The sequence below is a fragment of the beta proteobacterium MWH-UniP1 genome (assembly GCA_036362785.1).
Classification (GTDB): domain Bacteria; phylum Pseudomonadota; class Gammaproteobacteria; order Burkholderiales; family Burkholderiaceae_A; genus Lacustribacter.
In genome coordinates this window covers 1,335,308-1,356,531 of sequence record CP143625.1, presented here as the reverse complement: position 1 = coordinate 1,356,531, position 21,224 = coordinate 1,335,308, and the positions used below count along the sequence as shown (strand labels likewise).

The window sequence follows — 21,224 nt, the reverse complement described above, 5'->3', positions numbered from 1 at the left end:
AATCCCTTCATCTCAAAGGCGGTCTGTCGTGCGTTCTGCCAGCATGACTCGCAAGACGAGTCGTTCTCTTTTGGTGTTTCTGTTTGGCCTGCTGAGCCTGGGCCTGGTGGCCTGTGGCGAACCGGTGCAGGCGCCGGCACCGCTGCGTCTTGTCAAAGTGTTTACGGTGGGGGATTCCGTTGAATCGGCAGTCAGTCCTGGTGCGAGCGGCCAAGCTTCGACCTTGGAAAAAGATCCTGCCGCCCTTGGGTTTGATGGACAAGGCCGGCTCATGACAATCTTGGTCAAGGTGGGCGACACGGTATCCGAGGGGCAGGCCCTGGCCAGATTGGACCCCACCGATTTGGCGCTGTCAGAGTCATCGGCCAAAGTCCAACTGCAGGCAGCACAGGCCGAGTTAAACGCAGCAGAGGCAGACTTCCGTCGTTACAGTGAGCTTCACCAAAAAGGCTTTATTTCTGCGGCGGAAATCGAACGTCGCCGCGCACAGCTTGAACTTGCCCGTGCAAAGTTTGAGGCCACTTCTGATCAGCTCGGCTTTTTAACCCTGCGGGCGATTCGCTCCGGCGTGGTGACGGGCCTAAAGGCATCGGTCGGTGATGTGGTGGCACCCCGGCAGATTGTGATTCAGTTAAAAGTAAGTGGTGCCAGCCGGCGAGTCTCGCCTGCGTCTGGACAGTCGCCGGGATGGATGATCCCGCTGTCTGCGGTTATGGATGGTGGCGCTGTGTATCGTTTAAAGCCCCAGGCCGACGACAAGGCGGTGTTAGAGCGTGTGGAGATCAAGGTGGGGCCCACCACTGAGCAAAGTGTTCAGGTGCTTAGTGGGCTGAGTAAAGGTGACCAGATTGTCGCCGCAGGGACTCAGGTGCTCTCCGACGGCCAGACCGTGCGTGTCAGCCCCCGATAAATGCAACGCGGCCAATTTAATCTCTCTCGCTGGGCCATTGAACACCCAGCGCTCATTCGCTACCTGATGGTGGTGCTCTTGGTGATGGGTGTGGGCGCGTTTTTCCAACTCGGACAAGACGAAGACCCGCCCTTTAATTGGCGCGTGATGGTGATTCGCACGGCCTGGCCAGGTGCGACCGCGATACAAGTGGCCGAGCAGGTCACCGATCGCCTAGAGCGCACGTTGCAGGAAGTGCCCTATGCCGACAAGATTCGCAGCTATTCCAAGCCTGGCGAATCCGTGATTATTTTTCAGATCAAAGACAGCTCTCCTGCTTCTGAGGTGAGTCAGGTCTGGTACACGGTCCGTAAAAAGATTGGCGATATGAAGGCCTTGCTGCCTCCTGGTGTGCAGGGGCCAGTGTTTAACGATGACTTCGGGGATACCTATGGCGTGATTTATGCCATGCAGGCGCCAGGCTACTCGGCGCGGGATCTTCGCGACTATGCCCTGCAGGTTCGGCAGTCTCTGTTGCGGGTTGACGATGTGGGCAAGGTCGAGATCTACGGCCTGCAAGAGGAGCGGGTTTATGTGGAACTCTCGCGTCGGCGACTTGCCCAGTATCGGCTCACGGTGGCCCAGGTCGCCAATCAGCTGAGTGCTCAAAATGCAGTTGAATCTGCGGGGAGCCTTTCCGGTGATCGTGTTGATTTTGGCCTGCGCCTAGAAGAGGGCCTGCGCTCGATTGAGGCCGTAAGGCAGCTGCCGCTTCGCATTGGTAATCAGGTCTTGCGCCTTGGCGATATTGCCGAGATTCGTCGCCAGCCGATTGACCCGCCCCAGATGAAGGTGCGGTTTCAAGGTGAAGAGGTGGTCGCACTCGGCGTTTCTATGCGTCGTGGCGGCGATATCGTGGCCCTGGGCAAACGCCTGAATAAGGCCGTGCAACAAATTGAAACGGAATTGCCCGCCGGTATTGTCTTGCGTCAGGTGCAAGACCAGCCCGCCGTGGTGGCTGGCTCGGTCAATGAGTTTTTGGTGGTGCTCCTGGAGGCCATTGCGATTGTCTTGGCGGTGAGTCTTTTGTCTTTGGGCCTGCATCGCCAGCCCTGGCGGATTGATCCGCGGCCCGGGCTAGTCGTGGCCATCAGCATCCCGCTGGTATTGGCAGTGACGTTTTTAATCATGAAGCTTTGGGGGGTTGGTTTGCATAAGATTTCCCTGGGCTCTTTGATCATTGCACTGGGGCTGTTGGTCGACGACGCAATCATTGTGGTGGAAATGATGGTCAGAAAGCTGGAGGAGGGTGCGGACCGGGTCACGGCGGTGACGGCGGCCTATTCGCTTACTGCGATGCCCATGCTGACTGGCACGCTCATTACCGCAGCGGGATTTTTGCCAATTGGTATTGCCAAGTCTGCAGTGGGTGAATACACCTTTGCAATTTTTGCAGTGACGGCGGCGGCTTTGATTGTGTCGTGGTTTGTCTCGGTGATCTTTGTTCCTTATCTGGGCTACCGGATGCTGAAGATCCCACCGAATGCCTCGCGCGGCGAGACGGGTGAGCATTTTGACTCGGCGTTTTACAAGACTTTTCGTCGCGCCGTGGCCTGGTGCGTGGATTACCGAAAGACTGCAATCGCACTCACCCTGGTCATGTTTGGTCTGGGGCTCTTTGGCATGACCAAGGTCCAGCAGCAGTTTTTTGCGGACTCTTCGCGGCCAGAGATCATGGTCGATGTCTGGTTGCCCGAGGGCGCGAGTGTTGCGGCGAGTGAGGAATTGGCCAAACGAGTTGAGAAAAAAATCTCAGAGACACCCGGCGTTCGGTCAGTAAACTTTTGGATCGGAACTGGCGCACCGCGATTTTTCCTGCCGCTTGACCAGATCCTGCCGCAGAGTAACGTGTCGCAGGCCATTGTGTTGTCGGACACAGCCCAAGACCGCAAGGCCCTGGTGGCCCGCCTGCCACGCGAGTTGGAAGATGCCTTTCCCGAGGCACGTATTCGGGTGCGTCTGTTGCCCAACGGCCCGCCTGTGGCCTATGCCGTGCAGTTTCGTTTGGTGGGTACCGACCCCGCAGTCCTGCGGCGGTTTGCAGATGAGGCCAAAGCCGTGATGCGGGCCGACGCCCGTATGCACGGTGTAAACGACAACTGGAATCAAAGCATTCCGATTGCGCGTATTGATGTGGATGCTGCCCGTGCCCAACAGTTTGGTGTGTCGTCGCAGGCAGTAGCGCAGTCTTTAGCGGCCCAGTACAGCGGGGTTGGGATTGGTCAATTCCGAGAAGCGGATCGTTCTTTGCCGATTGTGATGCGGCTGACCAAATCCGAGCGTGACCAACTCACCGAGTTGTCACAGACCATGCTGCCTTCCACGCTTGGCGGACTCGTGCCGCTGGATCAGATTGCGAAGATTCGCGTGGTCTGGGAGCCCGGTGTGGTCTGGCGTGAAAATCGTGAGTACGCCATTACCGTGCAGGGAGATGTGGTCGATGGTGTGCAGGGTGCCACCATGACCACACTGCTGCTTGAGCAATTAAAACCCCTCGTGGCGCGTTTGCCGGCTGGCTATCGGCTGGACATTGGGGGCTCGGTGGAAGAAAGCAGCAAAGGCCAGGCATCGATTGCGGCCGGCCTGCCGGTCATGCTCTTTGTGATCTTCACCCTGTTGGTGATTCAACTGCAGAGTTTTGCACGGGCCTTTTTGGTATTTCTTACTGGGCCGCTTGGCATCGCTGGTGTTGCGGCATCGTTGTTGGTGTTAGATCGGCCCTTTGGTTTTGTGGCCTTGCTGGGGGTGATTGCGCTCTCCGGCATGATCATGCGCAACTCAGTCATTCTGATTGATCAGATTGAGCAGGACCGCAAACGCGGTGTGCCCGATCGCCAGGCAGTGATTGAATCAGCCGTGCGGCGATTTCGGCCAATTGTATTGACGGCCGCTGCGGCCGTTTTGGCCATGATCCCACTGAGCAACAGCGTGTTCTGGGGGCCAATGGCCGTGGCCATTATGGGCGGATTGATTGTGGCAACGGTGCTCACACTCTTGTCACTGCCGGCGATGTACGCCGCCTGGTTCAAAGTATCCAGGGAATCATAATTGCGCCCACAATGCCGTGCAGGCCCATGCCAATGCTGGCAAAGGCCCCGGCTTCGGCGTTAACGGAAAACGCGCGGGATGTCCCAATGCCGTGGGCGGCCACGCCAATAGCAAAGCCACGCTGCCACCATTGTGTGATTTTTAAAAAATCCAACACATAACGGGCAAGAATGGCACCAATAATGCCGGTGCTCACGGCATAAACGGCAGTCAATGTTGGCGAAGCACCAATAGTTTCCGCAACACCCATAGCAATGGGCGCGGTGACTGATTTTGCATAAAAGGGCATCAGTAATTCTTTGGGAATGCCGAGCAGGGCGGCAGCACCCACCGCACTAAAAATTGATACGGCGCCTCCGGCGATCAGCGAGAGACTCAGCAGAATTCCTCGGCCCTTAAGCAGGTGCCAGCCCTTAAAGATGGGTATGGCGAGCGCTACCGTGGCAGTGCCGAGCAGAAAGTGAATGAACTGCGCCCCCTCGAAATAGGTGGCGTAAGGCATCTGCATTAGGGAAGTGGTGGTGATGACAATCGCGATGGCAATCGCCACAGGGTTGGCAAACGGATTTTTGTTAAAGCGCTCGTAAATCATGAGGCCGACTTGATAGGCAATCAATGTCAGCACTAGCGATAGTAGCGGCGTGCCCGTTAAGTAAACCCAGATTTCACGCAATTCCATCAGCGGCAGTGCCGTGTTCATGGGCGTTCTCCGCCTGCAGGTGTTGATCGCTCTGAGGCAATTTCCCCGTCTGGCTGATTGGGGCTACCATAGATATCGGATGGACCAGGTTTACTGAGCCACTTCAGGCACAAGGCGGTGGTGGCCACGGCAAGGCCAACACTTAAGATCAAAATGGCTGCAATCGCAAGACCATAGTCGGCAAGTTTGGGTACAAACATCACCACGCCTACGGCCGCAGGAATGAAGAGTAGCCCCAGGTGTTGTGCAAAGGCCGAGGCGACCATATCCAGGTCTGGGTCAATCTTGCCCCGAATGAGCAGGGTGGCCAGCAGCAACACCAGCCCGATCACTGGACCAGGAATAGGCAAAGCCAAGACTTTGGAGATAATCTCGCCAAGCCCCTGGAAAAGAAGAATTACCACCAGGCCTCGAATCATGGCGTCTATTGTGCATGCAAGTTAAACGCGTGGCCATTGCTTTGCTCGTTGCCCATATCTTGTCGTTGATGGGCTTTTCGACCTATGCGGTGGCCTTGACTCAGCTTCAGGCGGATTGGGGCCTATCCAACAGCCAGGCGGGCTGGATTGCCAGCGGGTTTTTCATTGGCTATGTGGCCACGGTGTCGACTTGGTCGAGTCTTACGGATGTGATGGATGCCCGCAGAATTTATATGGCGGGTAGTCTTATTGCGGCTTCGGGCGGGATGGGTTTTGCGATTGGTGCCGAGGGCTTTTTATCGGCCTTGTTTTTTCAGCTGATGTTGGGTGTTGGTATTGCCGCCACGTATATGCCCGGATTAAAGATTCTCTCAGACCGCACCCGTGGTGTGGAACAGTCGCGTTTTGTGGCGTTTTACACAGCGTTTTTTGGCTTTGGTGCGGCATCGTCTTTGTTTGTCACCGGGTTAGCGCTGCCGCACATTGGCACCCACTGGACTTTTTTCCTGTGTGCTCTGGGACCTTTGGTGGCCGGCTTAATTGTGTTGTCGCGGACACGGCCGTTGGCGCATGAACGTAACCCCGCGCCAATTCAGTGGTCTTGGCAGCGATTGTTTCCAGTGGCAACCTGGCGACTGATTCTGGCCGATCGGCGATGTCTTGGTTTTACTGTGGGATACGGCGTGCATTGCGCTGAGCTCTTTGGGTCTCGCGCGTGGATCGTTGCCTTTTTATCGTTTAGTGCGGCCCTGATGCCGTCCGGCTCGTTCACGCCGTTTTCTGCGGCAACTGCGGCGGCCGTGGTGAGTATTTTTTCCGTTGCCTCATCCATATTGGGAAATGAAGTGGCGTTGAAAGTTGGGCGGCGGGCCTGGATTGTGGTGGTAATGGTGTGCACCGGTTTGGCAGGAATTGCCATGGCTTTGTGTGCCGGTAGTGCGTGGTGGGTAGTGTTTTTATTACTGACGGGCTACACGGTTTTGGTAATGGCCGATTCGGCAACGCTAACAGCAGGAATGGTGGCCTCTGCAGACCCAAAGGTAAAGGGCGCTGCGATGGGCCTGTATTCCTTGATCGGGTTCGGTGGTGGCGGGGTGTTGGGCCCAGCGATTTTTGGTGGTGCGCTTGATCTAGCAGGTGGCGGAACAGCGCCAAGTGATTGGGCAATTGGCTTTGCAGCCCTTGGTGCGGGTTGCATGTTGTTTCCGGTGTTTGATTGGTGGTTGCACCGGAGCAATCCGTTTCGAAGCCGCTGAGTTAGTTGGCTGGTTTGTTTTGCGCCAAATAATGTGCGATTGCGATCAAGTCTTCGTCGGGAATGCCGTAGAGCGATGCCGTCATGATGGTGTCTCGGCCAATCGCTTCATTGTTACGGAACTGGCGCATGGAGTGCAGCAGATAGTCTTCACGCTGGCCCGATAGGCGTGGCATTTGGTCGCGGCCACGGTAGTCTGGCAAGTGGCAGGTGCCGCACAACATTTTTTTAGAGAGCTCTGCGCCGCGTTGATAGAGCGCATCGTTGCGCTTGATCTCTAGCGGAATCAGGGTCTGGCCTGAAAAGTGTTTGGCCAAAGCGATAACATCGGTGTCTGACACGCCATCAAGCTGGCCTTTCATGAGTGGGATGTCCCGTATGCCCTCACGAATCATGATCATTTGATTCTCTAGAAAAGTCCGGGGTTGACCAGCCAGTGACGGGCTTGCAGATGTTTTGGAGTTGCCGTCTGCGCCATGACAGGCGGCACAAGACACCAGCCGAGAGCCGAGGTCTTGTGCTTGGGAAACTGTGACACCGGCCCATACAAGGCCGAGTGCCACGAGAGAACGGAGTCTGAACTTCAACTCAGTTTATTTTGCGTAGCTGATCCGATAGATCGCGCCAAGCTGTTCGTCAGAGACCAACAGCGAGCCGTCTTTCATTTGCAGCATGTAGGCGGGGCGGCCCCAGAAAGACTGGTCTGCTGGGTTCATGAAGCCCGTCATAAACGATGCAATCTTGGCGTTTTTTCCATCGTTGTCGGCCTTCACCGTCACGATGTCAAAGCCAATTTTGGTCGACCGGTTCCAAGAGCCCTTGCGCGCCACAAAGGCCACGTTCTTGTACTCGGCCGGGAACATGTTGCCGGTGTAGAAGTGAACGCCCATCACTGCGGCGTGCGGCCCCATTAGCGCAACGGGCTGCTCGACACCCTTACAAGCATTGGGCTTGCGAACGGCATCGTCTTCCAGCTTGCCTTCGTGGCAGTACGGAAAGCCAAAATTCAAACCGGTTTTGTGAATCCGATTCAATGTGTCGTTTGGTTTGTCATCGCCCCACCAGTCACGGCCATGATTACTAAACCAGAGCTCTTTGGTTATTGGGTGCCAGTCAAAGCCAACGCTGTTACGCACACCGGTGGCAATCACTTCCATGCCTGAACCATCGGGGTTGTAGCGCCGAATCTGGGCGTACTCGGGGGTTGGTAGTTCGCAAATATTGCAAGGCGCACCAAAGGGCACATAGAGCTTGCCATCTGGACCAAAGGCAATGTACTTCCAGTTGTGGTGCTGCTCGGGTGGTAGTTTAAATTTGTCGGTCAGATCAACGGGCTGCGCTGCTGGATTTTTCGCAATGCCGTCAAACCGCAAGACTTTGTTGATCGCCATCACATAGAGCGAGCCATCTTTGTAGGCCACGCCAGCGGGCTGCACGAGTTTGTCTACCACCACGCGGCTGGTGCGCTCATTGCCGTTATCGGTGACTTCGTAGACACGGCCAATGGCGCGGGTACCGATGTAGATCTTTCCGTTGTCACCCATAGCCATGGCCCGTGCGCCAGGCATGCCGGTCGCCCAGACCTCGGCCTTAAAGCCAGGGGGCAGTTTGATGTTTTGCACTGGGATGTCGGCGGCGGCGGTGATCGTCATTTTTCCAGCCAGTGGTGCAAGCTTGGAGTCGGACATGCTGGACGGCATGCCTTGCTTCCATGCGGGCTGGGGTGCGGGTGCGGCCTGGGCAAAAACGCTGGCTGCTAGTGCGGACAAGCCGATGGCAGTCGCTGATTTTGCGATACGTTTTTGAACGCAAGAGAGTTTCATTTAAGGCGGTCTCCTAATAATTGTTTTGGTGGCTATATATTCTTTCAAGCTGATAGCCGCAAACAATCGGGAGATCCCTTAGGGCGCAAGAACCACGAAAATCGAGACAAAGAAAAGTGGGGTGTCGGCCAGGTGAGCCAGCACCGAATTTGTTCGGACGAATGCTCTTTACTTGTCCGGACCGGCTAAAACAGCCCTAGATGATTCGCTACCGTTTTCTGCTAGCGAAGACAATGCCCCGAGAGGCCACAAGAATCTCGACCAGATAGAGCACGCAGGCAGCGATGAAACAGAAAAAACCAGCTAAAAATGTGGTCGGCACCCACTGCGAAATTTGAAGCCTACCTTGCATGCCGGTGGAGTAGAAAAGTTCGACCACCGTCAGGCCGATGAATACCGCACAAATCACCATTAGGGCTGTGGCGCCATTAATGATGCGTTTTCGGACATCTAGTGATTCGAGCTCTTTTACAAACTGGTGGTGACGGGGGTTGGACTCGGGCGTGGAGTCGACCAGCCGGTCTTCCAAGACACGGCCGCGATCAATGACCCGCGCCAGGCGGGTGCCCAATGCATTGAGCATGCCCGCAACGCCGGTAAGCAGAAAAACCGGCGCCACCGATAGCCCGATGGCCTCGGTCAGGGGGTTCAGGGTATCCACGTTTGGGATCAAGGCTGGTCTCGCTCTGCTTGGCTGGGTTGCCGTGTTTTTTCTTCACGGGTCTTTTCCTGGTCTTTTTTGACGCTATGGAGTTGCCACAGGCCAAAGGCGAGCGCGCCACCCCCAATTAACAGGGCCTCGAGCGTGACCAGAAGGGTTTCTTGTGACATGCCCGGCAGTCTAAAAGAAAAAGGCTTGCGCGTGCGCAAGCCTTTTGTTTTGGCTCCCCGACCTGGGCTCGAACCAGGGACCTACGGATTACAACGTTTTCACGCTGGACTATCTCATCACCCTCGGCTAAAACCGTTAGGGTGTCGGGCGCTAATGAGGTTTATTGCGTGGACTGCTCACCCTCTAGTCTCTGCACCTTCCCGCCTAAACACCTTCCACGCAGTGAAAGATGGTCCTTCGGCGGGCTTGGCTCAGGATTCTTCAAAAAGAGGCTACCCCCTGTCTGACATTCCCTGAATTCACCCGATTTTCCTCTGCAGGTTTCCCTGCAGTGCTGCCTTTTGACAGTCCGGTGCTCTACCAACTGAGCTATCGAGGAAAGAACAGGGATTCTACACTAACTCAAAATCGATTGCCCAGCGGATTCCCTTGGATTGGCCATTGCCAGCAGGCTCGATTCTCAGGGAGCACTGATTCTTGAGTGCGAGAGAGGCGGCCGGTACCAGGTAGCATTTCCCGTTGGCAGGGCAGTAGACGGCGAAGAGTTCAATCTGGTTGACATAGGACACCCGCCGACCACCTCGGTGGTATCTGGATGAGGCAACGGCAAACTCAATCGCCCCCTTTTTAAGCCTGCCAGTCTTGCATTGCACACGTTGAAAACCGGTGGCTAACTCGATGATCAGATCGTAACGTTGGTTGTCGCCGAAGGGGATCGACACAGCTATGCCGCGCTTCAGAAGTTCTGCAAGGATGATCGCCTGCGTGACTTCTCCGACATGTTTTGGATTATGTTGAATACGCATTGTCTTTTAACACGCATAATTCTGCGCTTGGCAATAACGAATCCAACGGAAGCGCTAGGCCGCCTAGTTTTTGTTTATAAATTGCTGCCAGTTGTTTTTTTAAAAAAACGATACTTTGGAAAGAGAGATTGACGTTTATGTCCCAGCCTATCCCCTACGTTCCCCAAGACCTTGCTGAACCGGCCGATGTGGTGAACGCCATTCGTGCTCGCCGTGGCGGCCACCTGATCAACCTGGATCGTATGCTCTTGCACAGCATTCCTTTTGCCCGCGGATGGAATACGTTTATCGGGGAAGTCCGGCGTAACTTGTCGCTCTCGGCGAAGCTACGAGAAATCGCCATGTGCGGTGTGGCGGTTTTAAACGGAGCCGAGTATGAGTTTTTTCATCATGCCCCCGAGCTTCTTGCGGCAGGCGGTACACAGGCTCAGGTGGATGCCTTACGTCTGATTGGTCAGTCGTCTGCCGACTTCTCGATGTTTGATCAGACCGAGCAAGATGCGATTGCATTAACGCTTCACATGACGCGAGATATTGAGGTGCCAGCTGAGATCATGCAACGGCTTCAGCAGTCTTTGGGAAACACACAGACTGTAGAGCTAGTTGGCGTAATTTCTGCTTACAACATGGTGTCGCGCTTCCTGATTGCGCTTGGGGTGACGCCCGAAGACCACCCGCCGGTGCCGCAGAAGTAAACGGTCAGGCCGATTGCTGGCGAACCCACTTCAGCAGGTCTGTCACCAGCGTCTTGTAAAACGTTTCGTAGACGGGTGTTGACACAAAGCCCAGGTGCGGTGTGACCGTGATCTTGGGGTGGCTTAAAAATGGGTGTCCTGCTGGCAGGGGCTCGGTGCCGAACACATCCAGTGCGGCATGTGCGGGCCGGTTTGACGCGAGCGCATCAATGAGCCCCGCCTCGTCAATCAGTGCTGCACGAGAGGTGTTGACCAACACCGAGTCTCGTCGCATTAGAGAATACTCGGTGGGGCCGATCGTGCCACGGGTGCGATCGGACAGCACGAGATGTAGGCTGATGACCTTGGATGTCGCAATCAATTCATTCTTGTCGACGCGACGGACACCGCAGGCAGTTGCTTTCTCATTGCTGAGATTCTGACTCCAGGCCACAACGTCCATGCCCAATGCTTGGCCAATGCGGGCCACGCGCTGCCCAATCTCGCCAAGGCCAATGATGCCGAGACGGTCGCCCTCTAAGGTGTCGGGCAGGGGATAGGGTTCTCCAGATGGAGCGGCCCGCCAATGGCCCGCCACCATGCCGTTCATGGATGGCACGACGCGGCGAGTTGCCGCCAAGATAAGGGCCCAGGTGTGTTCCGCAGTCGAGGACTTGTTCGGGCCGCCCGGTGTTCCGGAGACCTCGATGCCACAACTGCGCGCAAACTCCGAATCAACCGACAGGTTTCTCTCGCCCGTAAACAGCAGTCTTTTGAGCCGGGGCAGCTGGCTGATGACTTCCTTGGGAAAGGGGGTGCGTTCCCGCATCAGGCAGATTGCATCGAAGTCTTTCAGTGTTCGTATGGCTTCTTCGCGAGAAGAAAACGCCGATGTGAAAATTTGCACGTCAGCCAGCTGCTGCAGTACAGACCAATCGGCACAGTTTTGCGCGCACTGTTCCCAGTCATCGCATACGGCGATGCGCGGCTTAGTTGTCATTCCCAAACCCCAGAAAGCGAGAAGCCTCTATCTGACCAGATCTGTCCCCGAAGATCACTCGGGGGAAGTCCTTAAGGGCTATCGCCAGTGGGGATAGCACTTTTGCAGGAAACAGCAGGCCGTTAGAGAACTGCGGCGATGGCTTTGGCGACGCGGTCGATATTGCCCGAGTTCAGGGCTGCAACGCAGATTCGGCCGGAAGCAATTGCGTAAACGCCGAATTCTTCCCGCATGCGGTCTACCTGCTGGGGATTCAGGCCCGAATAGCTAAACATGCCCCGCTGTTTGGTCATGAAAGAGAAATCTTGTTTCACGCCCAAGGCTTTCAGTTTCTCAACCAGCTCAACGCGCATCTTACGGATACGTTCACGCATTTCTCCGAGTTCATCCTCCCAGAGTTTGCGAAGTTCGGGGTTGGTAAGTACGTCTGTCACAATCCCGCCACCATGGGTGGGGGGGTTAGAGTAGTTGGTGCGAACCACACGCTTGATCTGGCTCAGCACGCGGACGGCCTCGTCAGCATTGGCGGTCATGATTGACAAGGCACCGACCCGCTCACCATAAAGCGAGAAGGACTTCGAAAATGAGCTGGCCACCAAAAATGGCATGCCCGACTGGGTAAACAGGCGGACAGCGGTTGCGTCTTCGTGGATGCCTTCGCCAAAGCCTTGGTAGGCGAGATCCAAAAAGGGCACAAAGTTTTTCAGCTTGCACAGGGCCACGACCTCCTCCCACTGCTGGGTGGTCAGGTCGACCCCGGTGGGGTTATGGCAGCAGGCGTGGAGCAGCACGATGGTGCGGTCGGGCATGCCCTTTAGGCTGGTGATCATCCCGCCGAAATCCAGGCCACGGGTCTTGGGGTCGTAGTAGGTGTAAGTGGCGACTGAAAAGCCAGCCCCCTCGAACACGCCCCGGTGGTTTTCCCAAGTGGGGTCACTGATGGCCACGTGGCTGTGGGGAAGAAGTCGCTTTAGGTAATCGGCGCCGACCTTTAGGCCGCCAGTGCCGCCCAGGGTGTCAATGGTAATAATTCGCCCAGACTTCACTTCGGGGCTATCGGCCCCAAAGAGCATGGCCTGAACCGCCTTGTTATAGACGGCGGGCCCATCGATCGGCTGGTAGCCCTTGGGCAGCCCTTTCTTGACCCTGTCTTCTTCTGCCTTCTTTACGGCCCTAAGTAGCGGCAATTTGCCGTTATCGTCGTAGTAAACCCCAACACCAAGGTTAACTTTTTCTGGCCGCGTGTCGGCCAAATAGACTTCGGTGAGGCCCAAGATCGGGTCTTTGGGGGCCATTTCAACGGCGGAAAAAAGGGTCTGGGCTGGGCTGGTCATGGGTGCTTGAAAACCCGTTTGTCAAGGGTTTAGATAAAGAAAAAAAGGTGGAAATTCGGCATCTGACAGGCGAAAATGCGCGATTGCACAATTTTTTACGTGCCAGAAAAAACCATCCGAAAGTCTAGCATGGGACTCCGTGAAACCCCCGGGGTGATCCAGTTTCCTGGAAGCCCCTTTGAGCTCGCGTTGCCGTTTGAGCCAGCAGGTGATCAGCCTGAGGCCATCGCACGCCTGGTCCAAGGGGTGGAGGACGGGCTCTCGTTTCAGACACTGCTCGGTGTGACCGGGTCGGGCAAGACCTTCACCATGGCCAACACCATTGCCCGGCTTGGCCGTCCCGCCTTAATTTTGGCGCCCAATAAAACGCTGGCCGCCCAGCTTTATGCCGAGATGCGGGAGTTCTTCCCCCGCAATGCGGTGGAGTACTTTGTTTCTTATTACGACTATTACCAGCCCGAGGCCTATGTGCCCCAGCGGGATTTGTTCATTGAGAAGGACTCGGCGATCAATGAGCACATTGAGCAGATGCGGCTCTCGGCCACCAAGTCACTCCTAGAGCGCCGCGACACGGTCATCGTGGCCTCGGTGTCTTGCATTTACGGTATTGGTAACCCTTCTGACTATCACCAGATGGTCCTGATTGTTCGGCAGGGGGACAAGATTGCCCAGCGCGATCTGATCGGCCAGCTGGTGCGCATGCAGTACCAGCGCAACGATCTGGAGTTTTCCCGTGGCAACTTTCGGGTCCGCGGTGACACGATCGACATCTTCCCGGCCGAGCATGCCGAATTGGGGCTGCGGATCGAGCTCTTTGATGATGAGATCGAGTCGTTGCAGCTTTTTGACCCGCTCACGGGCCGTATTCGTCAGAAGATCCCACGTTTTGCGGTCTACCCATCGTCGCACTACGTCACGCCGAGAGAAGTCGTGCTGCGGGCGGTCGAGACCATCAAAGAAGAACTGCTTGAGCGCAGCAAGTTCTTTGTTGACAACGGAAAACTCGTTGAGGCCCAGCGGATTGAACAGCGCACACGCTTTGATTTGGAAATGCTGGCCGAGCTGGGCTTTTGCAAAGGCATCGAGAACTACACCCGCCATCTGTCGGGCGCCAAACCTGGCGAACCACCGCCAACGCTAGTGGATTACCTGCCGAAAGACTCACTGATCTTCATTGACGAGAGCCACGTGACGATGGGTCAGCTGGGCGGCATGTATCGCGGCGACCGTTCCCGCAAGCAGACCCTGGTGGATTACGGCTTTCGTCTTCCTTCGGCTCTGGACAACCGGCCGTTGAAGTTCGAAGAGTTCGAACCCAAGATGCGGCAGGCGATTTTCGTCTCGGCCACGCCGTCCGATTACGAACTTGAAAAGAGTGGTGGGGCGATTGTTGAGCAGGTGGTGCGCCCCACGGGGTTGATCGACCCGGCAGTCCAGGTTCGGCCCGCCACTTCCCAGGTGGACGACTTGCTGGGCGAGATCAAACTGCGCGTTGAAAAAAGTGAGCGGGTCTTGGTGACCACGTTGACCAAACGCATGTCGGAAGATCTGACTGACTTTCTGGCCGATAACGGGGTCAAAGTCCGCTACCTGCATTCGGATATCGATACGGTTGAGCGGGTCGAAATTCTGCGCGACCTGCGGCTCGGTGCTTTTGATGTGCTGGTGGGCATCAACCTGCTGCGCGAGGGTCTCGATATTCCCGAGGTCTCTCTTGTTGCCATTCTTGATGCCGACAAAGAAGGCTTTCTGCGTTCGGAGCGAAGCCTGATTCAGACCATTGGCCGTGCGGCCCGTAATTTAAACGGTCAGGCCATTTTGTATGCTGATCGCATCACCAATTCCATGCGCCGCGCGATCGACGAGACCGAACGCCGCCGCGCCAAGCAGATTGCTTTCAATACTGAACGTGGCATCACCCCGCGCGGTGTGATGAAACAGATCCGCGACCTGATTGACGGCGTGGTCGATCCCCGGACCGCCGAGCTGGTGATGTCGCCTGTGCCAGACGCCGCATTGTCAGAGCGATCCCCCAAAGATGTGGCCAAAGAGCTTGCACGACTAGAGAAGGCCATGCTGGAGCACGCCCGGAATCTGGAATTTGAAAAAGCGGCACAGCTGAGAGATCAGCTGTCCAAATTAAAAGAAGAAGTGTTTGGAGTAGACAAGTTGCACGACTCAATCGAAAAGGTATTGGTATGACAACATTTGATACGAGCTCTGACAAAGAGTTGATTGAAACCACGCCGTTTGATTCGGCACTCTCCACGGCCAAGCCCAAGCTCAGCCGGCCAACCAAAAAGACCGAGGTACCTATTGGTATGAAGACCAAGATCTTGTTTGTCTGTATGGGCAACATCTGCCGCTCGCCCACGGCACACGGTGTGTTTCAGGCGCTGGTAAAAACCAGCAACCTAGAGCATTTCGTCATGAGCGATTCTGCAGGTACCCACGATTTTCACGTGGGAGAGGCCCCAGATCAGCGCGCCATCAATGCTGCGGCCAAGCGTGGCTACGATCTGTCCACAACCGTCGCCCGCAAGATCCAGTTGTCGGACTTTTCTGATTACGACTACATCCTGGCCATGGATTGGGAAAACCTGGCGCTCTTGCAGCGTATGTGTCCACGTGGCCTTCAGCACAAGCTTCAGCTGCTGATGCGCTTTGCGACTGAGTTCGAGGCCGCCACTATTAACGATCCCTACCATGGAGGCCCCCAGGGCTTTGAGCAGGCACTCGATTACATCGAAGACGCCTGCAATGGTCTGATGGAAGTGGTCCGCCGTCGCGCGACCATGGTGGCCGCGGCCTAACGCGGTCACTGCGTCGGGCTGCTTGGGGTCCATCTGGCGCATCTCGCGCCAGATACGGATTCACAGGTCCTCCGGCTTTATCGAGCAGAAAATAGGGGGCCTTGGCCCCCGTTTTCATGGCTGGAAAACCCATTCGGGTACTAGGGTCAAAAATCCGTAATAGTTGATCAAAATCATAGGGAAAGATAAACTCCCTACTGATTTACTCAATTATTCGGAGAATTCCATGCGACTGACTACAAAGGGACGTTTTGCAGTCACTGCGATGATCGATCTAGGCCTTCGCCAGGACAAGGGCCCGGTCACGTTGGCCGCCATTAGCCAGCGTCAGAAAATCTCGCTTTCCTATCTCGAGCAGCTCTTTGGCCGCCTACGCCGCCATGAGTTGGTCGAATCCATGCGTGGTCCGGGCGGGGGCTATAAGCTGGCCCGTGGGGGCAAAGACATTACCGTGGCGGACATCATCTACGCGGTCGACGAGCCCCTGGATGCGACCCAATGCGGTGGCAAGCAGAACTGCCATGATGACCATCAGTGCATGACGCACGAGTTGTGGGCAAGCCTGAACCGTCACATGGTGGATTTTCTTGACTCGGTGACCCTGCACGATCTGGTGGAAGAGCAAAAAACAAAACGTGTGATCCCCTCGATCGAGGCTCCCGTGCGTCGTCATGTGATGTTCCAAGAGCCTCGCTCAGTCTCTGACACGACGGTGGCCTAATGAAAAAGCCGGTATATCTCGATTACTCCGCCACGACACCTGTTGATCCACGGGTGGTTGACGCAATGATTCCTTATTTGCGCGAAGACTTTGGCAATCCAGCGTCTCGCAGCCACGCCTATGGCTGGAAGGCGGAAGAGGCGGTTGAAAACGCCCGTGAACAGGTGGCGGCGTTGGTGAACTGCGACCCCAAAGAAATCGTCTGGACGTCAGGCGCAACGGAGTCGATCAATCTGGCTGTGAAGGGTGCTGCCCATTTCTACAAAGAAAAAGGCAAGCACATCATCACGGTGAAGACCGAGCACAAGGCCACGTTAGATACCTGCCGTGAACTTGAGCGCGAAGGCTTCGAGGTCACTTACCTTGATGTGCAGTCCAATGGATTGATTGATTGGGACACCTTTGTTGCTGCAGTTCGTCCTGACACCGTGGTGGTCTCGGTCATGTATGTGAACAACGAGATCGGTGTGATTCAGGATATTCCCCGCATTGGGGAGTTCTGCCGCGAGAAGGGTATTATTTTTCATGTGGACAGCGCACAGGCTACCGGCAAGGTAGCCATCGACTTGCAGGCACTCAAGGTGGACCTCATGTCGTTCTCGGCCCACAAGACCTATGGCCCAAAGGGCGTTGGTGCGTTGTTTGTTCGCCGCAAACCCCGTATCCGTATTGAAGCCCAGATCCATGGTGGTGGTCATGAGCGCGGCATGCGTTCGGGCACGCTGCCCACCCATCAGATTGTGGGCATGGGGGAAGCATTTCGCCTGGCCAAATTAGAAATGGCCGCAGAAAACGAGCGGATTCGAGCGCTTCGGGATCGGCTCTGGGCTGGTCTTTCTGAAATGGAAGCGGTCTACGTGAATGGTGATATGGAGCAGCGTGTGCCCCACAACCTGAACGTGAGCTTTAACTACGTGGAGGGCGAGTCCCTGTTAATGGGCATTAAAGATGTGGCGGTGTCGTCGGGCTCGGCCTGCACATCGGCAAGTCTTGAGCCGTCCTATGTGCTGCGTGCCCTTGGCCGCTCTGACGAGTTGGCCCATTCCTCCATTCGGTTCTCGGTTGGCCGGTTCACCACTCAGGAGGACATTGATTTTACGGTGGCGCTCTTGAAAGACAAGGTAGCCAAACTTCGTGAGATGTCGCCGCTTTGGGAGATGGTCAACGAGGGTGTGGATCTGAACACAGTTCAGTGGGCCGCCCACTAAGAAAGATGGTTTAAGTATTAATTCTTAGCAAGAAAGACTTTAGGGAGATTCAACATGGCATATAGCGACAAGGTCATTGATCACTACGAGCACCCGCGTAACGTTGGCGCATTTGACAAAGCAGACCCTGGTGTCGGCACCGGAATGGTTGGCGCGCCCGCCTGTGGCGACGTGATGAAGCTTCAGATCAAGGTCAACGAACAAGGCATCATTGAAGATGCAAAGTTCAAAACCTATGGCTGTGGTTCAGCCATTGCATCTTCGTCGCTGGTAACCGAGTGGGTGAAGGGCAAGACCTTGGATCAGGCGATGGCCATCAAAAATACCCAGATCGCGGAAGAGCTGGCACTGCCACCCGTTAAAATTCACTGCTCTATCCTGGCAGAAGACGCAATCAAGGCGGCCATTGATGACTACAAGGCCAAGCACTCTGAAGCCGGGCAACAGGCAAAAGCCGCATAACCAACCGCAGGATTAACACCATGGCTGTCACCTTGACGGAAAAAGCTGCCCAGCACGTGTCGCAATTTATTGCCAAGCGCGGCAAGGGCTTGGGTGTGCGTCTTGGCGTGAAAACTACAGGCTGCTCTGGCTTGGCTTACAAGCTGGAGTTCGTGGATTCTGCTTCGCCAGAGGACACCACTTTTGAAAGTCACGGTGTCACGGTGGTGGTGGACCCAAAGAGTCTGCCTTATATCGACGGCACGGAATTGGACTATGCACGTGAGGGCTTGAACGAGGGTTTTAAGTTCAACAACCCAAATGTGAAAAGTGAGTGCGGCTGCGGCGAATCATTCAAGGTTTAATCGGTGGCAGCTTCTGGCGGTAATGGGTCCGGCTCGACATTTGCCGCCCGCAATTATTTCTCTCTCTTCGGTCTTCCCGTTAAGTTCGGTCTCGACACGGCAGCGCTAGAGTCGGCGTGGCGTGCTGTTCAAGGGGCGGTTCATCCAGATCGCTTCGCTGGCGGCACCGATGCCCAACGCCTGTTGGCACTGCAGTACTCCACTCAAATCAACGAGGCCCACGAAACCTTAAAAGATCCCGTTCGTCGCGCCGCCTATCTCTGTCAACTGCACGGTGTGGCCATTGATGCCGAACGAAATACGGCCATGCCAGAAGATTTCCTAATCCAGCAAATGGAGTGGCGGGAGTCGATGGAAGATGCCGTCGCCGCATCCGATGTTCGTGCTTTGTCACAGTTGGCGGAAGAGGTCCGCTCATCTATCGCGGAATCTGAGTTGCTGCTGGAGCATCTGTTGGATCGCCCATCGTCGGATGCAGTGCGTGCATCGGCCGAGGTGCGGCGCCTGATGTTTCTTACTAAATTTCAATCACAGGTTCTTCAAGAACAAAGAAGGGTAAGTCATGGCACTGCTGCAGATCGCTGAGCCCGGGCAGTCTACCGAGCCCCATCAGCGGCGTGTTGCCGTAGGGATTGATCTGGGTACCACCCACTCACTCGTCGCTGGTGTGCGTAGTGGAAGCGCGGATGTGCTTGCTGATGCGCAGGGGCGAGTGTTGTTGCCATCGGTCGTTCGCTATGGCGCCGAAGGCGCATTGGCAACAGGCTACGAGGCCTTAGAGCATGCTGAAGATGACTCTGAAAATACCATCGTTTCGGTAAAACGGCTGATGGGCCGCGGCCTGAAAGATGCATTGACAAACCAAACGCCTTATCGCCTTACTGAAGATGAGCAGGGCGGCATGGTGCAACTGGTCACAGCTGCAGGAAAGATTTCCCCGGTGCAGGTGTCTGCTGAAATACTGCGGGTCTTGCGTCAGCGGGCCGAGGACCACTTCGGGCTTGGCGTTACCGATCAAATTGCCGGTGCAGTGATCACGGTGCCCGCTTATTTTGATGACGCGCAACGCCAGGCCACCAAAGACGCCGCCAAACTCGCCGGGATTGAGGTCTTGCGTCTTATTAATGAGCCCACGGCCGCGGCCCTGGCCTATGGCTTGGATTCGGGTGCCGAGGGGCTCTACGCGGTATTCGATCTTGGTGGGGGCACCTTTGATGTGTCGGTATTGCGTCTTACCAAGGGTGTTTTTGAAGTGGTGGCCACTGGTGGTGACACGGCGCTTGGTGGTGATGACTTCGATGACTTGCTTCTGAACTACTGGCTTGACCAATGGGGGATTTCTGGCGGCTATGCGTCTTTGTCCCCGCGTGAAAAAAGAAGTCTTTCGGGCTTGGCCCGCCAGATCAAAGAGGCATTGACCGATTGTGCTCAGCCCACCGAATCGCTATCCCAGGACTGGCAGCGCGACGATGGTCGGGTGTTTCATGCCGAAATGTCGCGCCAACAGTTTGATCAAATCACCAAGTCGCTGATCGACAAAACGATTGCCGTGGCTGGCCAGGTCATGAACGATGCCAGGGTGGTTGCGGGGGATTTGATGGGTGTCGTGTTGGTTGGCGGCAGCACCCGAATGCCATGCATTCGCCAGGCCGTTCGTGAATTTTTTAAACAAGAACCCAAGGTCGAACTCGATCCCGATCGCGTGGTGGCCATTGGTGCGGCGTTGCAGGCCAATCTTTTGGCTGGAAACAAGGCCGAAGGGGATGACTGGCTACTGCTGGATGTTCTTCCGCTGTCGTTGGGTTTAGAGACCATGGGCGGCCTGACAGAAAAAATTATTGAACGGAACACGTCGATTCCGGTTGCGCGCGCCCAGGAATTTACGACGTTTAGAGATGGCCAGACGGCCATGTCGATTCATGTGGTCCAGGGCGAACGCGAGTTGGTGAGCGAGTGCCGCTCGCTGGCCAAGTTTGAGTTGCGCGGCATACCGCCCATGGTGGCGGGTGCGGCAAGAATTCAAGTGACCTTTCAGGTGGATGCCGATGGGTTGTTGTCGGTCACCGCCAAGGAGCAGAGCACCGGCGTGCAGTCGTCGATTGCTGTGAAGCCGTCTTATGGCCTAACGGATGGGCAGATTGCCGACATGCTGCGAGACGGATTTACATCAGCCAAGGAAGATATGCAGATTCGAGCGCTTCGCGAAGCCCAGGTAGATGCTCAGCGCATGTTGGAAGCCACTACAGCGGCCTTATCGCAAGATGCTGATCTGCTCTCTGAAGAAGAGCTGGCCGTAATTACGGCTGCCGTAGATAAGTTACATGCCACCTGTGGCGGACACGATCTGGATTTATTAAGGGACCGCACCAAGGCCCTTGGTAGCCTTACCGATCAGTTTGCAGCCCGCCGCATGGATCGCGCCGTACAGCGTGCCTTGGCGGGCCAGTCGATTCATGGAGTGATGAACAATGCCTCACATTAAGGTTCTGCCTCACCCGGAAATCTGCCCAGAAGGCAAAGAGTTTGAGGCGGCCGAAGGCGATAATCTCTGCCGCAGCCTACTTGCGCACGGTGTGGAGATTGAGCATGCCTGCGAGATGTCCCGGGCCTGTACAACTTGTCACGTGATTGTCCGCGAGGGGTTTAACTCTTTGCCGCCCTCTGGGGAAGACGAAGACGATCTGCTAGACCGCGCCTGGGGGTTAACGCCAATTTCAAGGCTCTCGTGTCAGGTCGAGGTGGCCAAGCAGGATTTGGTGGTGGAACTGCCGCGCTACACCATCAATTACGCCCGAGAAAATCACTAATAGCGGCGAAGATCGTAGCCGTCAGCAAC

Annotated in this window: 22 protein-coding genes; 13 read left to right on the top strand and 9 right to left on the bottom strand. The window is 55.8% G+C overall.

Features of this window, described 5'->3' with window-relative positions:
• Nucleotides 1–28: 28 nt before the first annotated feature.
• Complete coding sequence (locus AOB54_06565; GenBank protein ID WVN41156.1) at nucleotides 29–910, top strand: biotin/lipoyl-binding protein; 882 nt, start codon at nucleotides 29–31, stop codon at nucleotides 908–910.
• A complete protein-coding gene (locus tag AOB54_06560) occupies nucleotides 911–3,997 on the top strand; it encodes an efflux RND transporter permease subunit (protein WVN41155.1) in 3,087 nt (1,028 codons plus the stop codon).
• Here the strand turns inward: AOB54_06560 and AOB54_06555 are convergent.
• Together AOB54_06555 and AOB54_06550 are read right to left on the bottom strand one after the other, a co-directional pair.
• Entirely contained in the window at nucleotides 3,975–4,697 is a 723-nt protein-coding gene (locus tag AOB54_06555; protein WVN41154.1) for an LrgB family protein, read from the bottom strand. The genes AOB54_06560 and AOB54_06555 overlap by 23 nt on opposite strands.
• Entirely contained in the window at nucleotides 4,694–5,116 is a 423-nt protein-coding gene (locus AOB54_06550) for a CidA/LrgA family protein (GenBank protein WVN41153.1), read from the bottom strand. Before AOB54_06550 ends, AOB54_06555 begins: the two co-directional genes overlap by 4 nt.
• 14 nt (nucleotides 5,117–5,130) lie before the next feature.
• Here AOB54_06550 and AOB54_06545 point away from each other — a divergent pair, with 14 nt between their 5' ends.
• On the top strand, nucleotides 5,131–6,372 hold the full coding sequence (locus AOB54_06545; GenBank protein WVN41152.1) for an MFS transporter: 1,242 nt from the start codon (nucleotides 5,131–5,133) through the stop codon (nucleotides 6,370–6,372).
• 1 nt (nucleotide 6,373) lies between these two features.
• Here the strand turns inward: AOB54_06545 and AOB54_06540 are convergent, their stop codons facing one another.
• The 5 genes from AOB54_06540 to AOB54_06520 all read right to left on the bottom strand — a co-directional run bounded on the left by AOB54_06540 (nucleotide 6,374) and on the right by AOB54_06520 (nucleotide 9,832).
• Complete coding sequence (locus AOB54_06540; protein WVN42792.1) at nucleotides 6,374–6,868, bottom strand: c-type cytochrome; 495 nt, start codon at nucleotides 6,866–6,868, stop codon at nucleotides 6,374–6,376.
• A gap of 96 nt (nucleotides 6,869–6,964) precedes the next feature.
• Entirely contained in the window at nucleotides 6,965–8,194 is a 1,230-nt protein-coding gene (locus AOB54_06535) for a PQQ-dependent sugar dehydrogenase (GenBank protein ID WVN41151.1), read from the bottom strand.
• 208 nt (nucleotides 8,195–8,402) lie between these two features.
• Nucleotides 8,403–8,855, bottom strand: a complete 453-nt coding sequence (locus tag AOB54_06530; protein WVN41150.1) for a DUF2721 domain-containing protein — start codon at nucleotides 8,853–8,855, stop codon at nucleotides 8,403–8,405.
• 8 nt (nucleotides 8,856–8,863) lie between these two features.
• Nucleotides 8,864–9,025, bottom strand: a complete 162-nt coding sequence (locus AOB54_06525; GenBank protein ID WVN41149.1) for a hypothetical protein — start codon at nucleotides 9,023–9,025, stop codon at nucleotides 8,864–8,866.
• Between the two features lie 393 nt (nucleotides 9,026–9,418).
• On the bottom strand, nucleotides 9,419–9,832 hold the full coding sequence (locus tag AOB54_06520) for a group I intron-associated PD-(D/E)XK endonuclease (GenBank protein ID WVN41148.1): 414 nt from the start codon (nucleotides 9,830–9,832) through the stop codon (nucleotides 9,419–9,421).
• A gap of 137 nt (nucleotides 9,833–9,969) precedes the next feature.
• Here AOB54_06520 and AOB54_06515 point away from each other — a divergent pair, with 137 nt between their 5' ends.
• The gene (locus AOB54_06515; protein WVN41147.1) at nucleotides 9,970–10,527 is read left to right on the top strand and encodes a carboxymuconolactone decarboxylase family protein; all 558 of its coding nucleotides are present in this window, start codon (nucleotides 9,970–9,972) and stop codon (nucleotides 10,525–10,527) included.
• Nucleotides 10,528–10,531: 4 nt separating this feature from the next.
• On the opposite strand, the gene AOB54_06510 is transcribed toward AOB54_06515, so the two are convergent.
• Together AOB54_06510 and AOB54_06505 are read right to left on the bottom strand one after the other, a co-directional pair.
• Complete coding sequence (locus AOB54_06510; protein ID WVN41146.1) at nucleotides 10,532–11,506, bottom strand: D-2-hydroxyacid dehydrogenase family protein; 975 nt, start codon at nucleotides 11,504–11,506, stop codon at nucleotides 10,532–10,534.
• 122 nt (nucleotides 11,507–11,628) lie between these two features.
• Entirely contained in the window at nucleotides 11,629–12,840 is a 1,212-nt protein-coding gene (locus AOB54_06505) for an amino acid aminotransferase (GenBank protein ID WVN41145.1), read from the bottom strand.
• A 129-nt stretch (nucleotides 12,841–12,969) separates the two neighbouring features.
• On the opposite strand from AOB54_06505, the gene uvrB reads away from it, so the two are divergent.
• The 9 genes from uvrB (at nucleotide 12,970) to fdx (ending at nucleotide 21,195) form a co-directional block, all read left to right on the top strand.
• Nucleotides 12,970–15,042, top strand: a complete 2,073-nt coding sequence (uvrB, locus tag AOB54_06500; GenBank protein WVN41144.1) for an excinuclease ABC subunit UvrB — start codon at nucleotides 12,970–12,972, stop codon at nucleotides 15,040–15,042.
• A gap of 119 nt (nucleotides 15,043–15,161) precedes the next feature.
• Nucleotides 15,162–15,653 (top strand): low molecular weight protein-tyrosine-phosphatase, encoded by a 492-nt coding sequence (locus AOB54_06495; GenBank protein WVN42791.1) that lies wholly within the window; start codon nucleotides 15,162–15,164, stop codon nucleotides 15,651–15,653.
• A 226-nt stretch (nucleotides 15,654–15,879) separates the two neighbouring features.
• Nucleotides 15,880–16,374, top strand: coding sequence for a Fe-S cluster assembly transcriptional regulator IscR (gene iscR, locus AOB54_06490; protein ID WVN41143.1), 495 nt, complete (start codon nucleotides 15,880–15,882; stop codon nucleotides 16,372–16,374).
• The gene (locus AOB54_06485) at nucleotides 16,374–17,582 is read left to right on the top strand and encodes an IscS subfamily cysteine desulfurase (GenBank protein ID WVN41142.1); all 1,209 of its coding nucleotides are present in this window, start codon (nucleotides 16,374–16,376) and stop codon (nucleotides 17,580–17,582) included. The genes iscR and AOB54_06485 overlap by 1 nt, the downstream gene beginning before the upstream one ends.
• A 54-nt stretch (nucleotides 17,583–17,636) precedes the next feature.
• On the top strand, nucleotides 17,637–18,044 hold the full coding sequence (iscU, locus tag AOB54_06480) for a Fe-S cluster assembly scaffold IscU (GenBank protein ID WVN41141.1): 408 nt from the start codon (nucleotides 17,637–17,639) through the stop codon (nucleotides 18,042–18,044).
• A gap of 20 nt (nucleotides 18,045–18,064) precedes the next feature.
• Nucleotides 18,065–18,388, top strand: coding sequence for an iron-sulfur cluster assembly protein IscA (iscA, locus tag AOB54_06475; GenBank protein ID WVN41140.1), 324 nt, complete (start codon nucleotides 18,065–18,067; stop codon nucleotides 18,386–18,388).
• Nucleotides 18,389–18,391: 3 nt separating this feature from the next.
• Nucleotides 18,392–18,973, top strand: coding sequence for a Fe-S protein assembly co-chaperone HscB (gene hscB / locus AOB54_06470; GenBank protein WVN41139.1), 582 nt, complete (start codon nucleotides 18,392–18,394; stop codon nucleotides 18,971–18,973).
• Nucleotides 18,951–20,870, top strand: a complete 1,920-nt coding sequence (gene hscA, locus AOB54_06465) for a Fe-S protein assembly chaperone HscA (GenBank protein ID WVN41138.1) — start codon at nucleotides 18,951–18,953, stop codon at nucleotides 20,868–20,870. Before hscB ends, hscA begins: the two co-directional genes overlap by 23 nt.
• Complete coding sequence (gene fdx, locus AOB54_06460; protein WVN41137.1) at nucleotides 20,857–21,195, top strand: ISC system 2Fe-2S type ferredoxin; 339 nt, start codon at nucleotides 20,857–20,859, stop codon at nucleotides 21,193–21,195. Before hscA ends, fdx begins: the two co-directional genes overlap by 14 nt.
• Nucleotides 21,196–21,224 lie beyond the last annotated feature (29 nt).

Bases quoted from the DNA above. Each gene is read 5' to 3' on its own strand.
- AOB54_06560 (WVN41155.1), top strand. From the start codon at position 911: ATGCAACGCGGCCAATTTAATCTCTCTCGCTGGGCCATTGAACACCCA.
- AOB54_06555 (WVN41154.1), bottom strand. From the start codon at position 4,697: ATGAACACGGCACTGCCGCTGATGGAATTGCGTGAAATCTGGGTTTAC.
- AOB54_06550 (WVN41153.1), bottom strand. From the start codon at position 5,116: ATGATTCGAGGCCTGGTGGTAATTCTTCTTTTCCAGGGGCTTGGCGAG.
- AOB54_06545 (WVN41152.1), top strand. From the start codon at position 5,131: ATGCAAGTTAAACGCGTGGCCATTGCTTTGCTCGTTGCCCATATCTTG.
- AOB54_06535 (WVN41151.1), bottom strand. From the start codon at position 8,194: ATGAAACTCTCTTGCGTTCAAAAACGTATCGCAAAATCAGCGACTGCC.
- AOB54_06525 (WVN41149.1), bottom strand. From the start codon at position 9,025: ATGTCACAAGAAACCCTTCTGGTCACGCTCGAGGCCCTGTTAATTGGG.
- AOB54_06520 (WVN41148.1), bottom strand. From the start codon at position 9,832: ATGCGTATTCAACATAATCCAAAACATGTCGGAGAAGTCACGCAGGCG.
- AOB54_06515 (WVN41147.1), top strand. From the start codon at position 9,970: ATGTCCCAGCCTATCCCCTACGTTCCCCAAGACCTTGCTGAACCGGCC.
- AOB54_06510 (WVN41146.1), bottom strand. From the start codon at position 11,506: ATGACAACTAAGCCGCGCATCGCCGTATGCGATGACTGGGAACAGTGC.
- AOB54_06505 (WVN41145.1), bottom strand. From the start codon at position 12,840: ATGACCAGCCCAGCCCAGACCCTTTTTTCCGCCGTTGAAATGGCCCCC.
- uvrB (WVN41144.1), top strand. From the start codon at position 12,970: ATGGGACTCCGTGAAACCCCCGGGGTGATCCAGTTTCCTGGAAGCCCC.
- AOB54_06495 (WVN42791.1), top strand. From the start codon at position 15,162: ATGAAGACCAAGATCTTGTTTGTCTGTATGGGCAACATCTGCCGCTCG.
- iscR (WVN41143.1), top strand. From the start codon at position 15,880: ATGCGACTGACTACAAAGGGACGTTTTGCAGTCACTGCGATGATCGAT.
- AOB54_06485 (WVN41142.1), top strand. From the start codon at position 16,374: ATGAAAAAGCCGGTATATCTCGATTACTCCGCCACGACACCTGTTGAT.
- iscU (WVN41141.1), top strand. From the start codon at position 17,637: ATGGCATATAGCGACAAGGTCATTGATCACTACGAGCACCCGCGTAAC.
- iscA (WVN41140.1), top strand. From the start codon at position 18,065: ATGGCTGTCACCTTGACGGAAAAAGCTGCCCAGCACGTGTCGCAATTT.
- hscA (WVN41138.1), top strand. From the start codon at position 18,951: ATGGCACTGCTGCAGATCGCTGAGCCCGGGCAGTCTACCGAGCCCCAT.
- fdx (WVN41137.1), top strand. From the start codon at position 20,857: ATGCCTCACATTAAGGTTCTGCCTCACCCGGAAATCTGCCCAGAAGGC.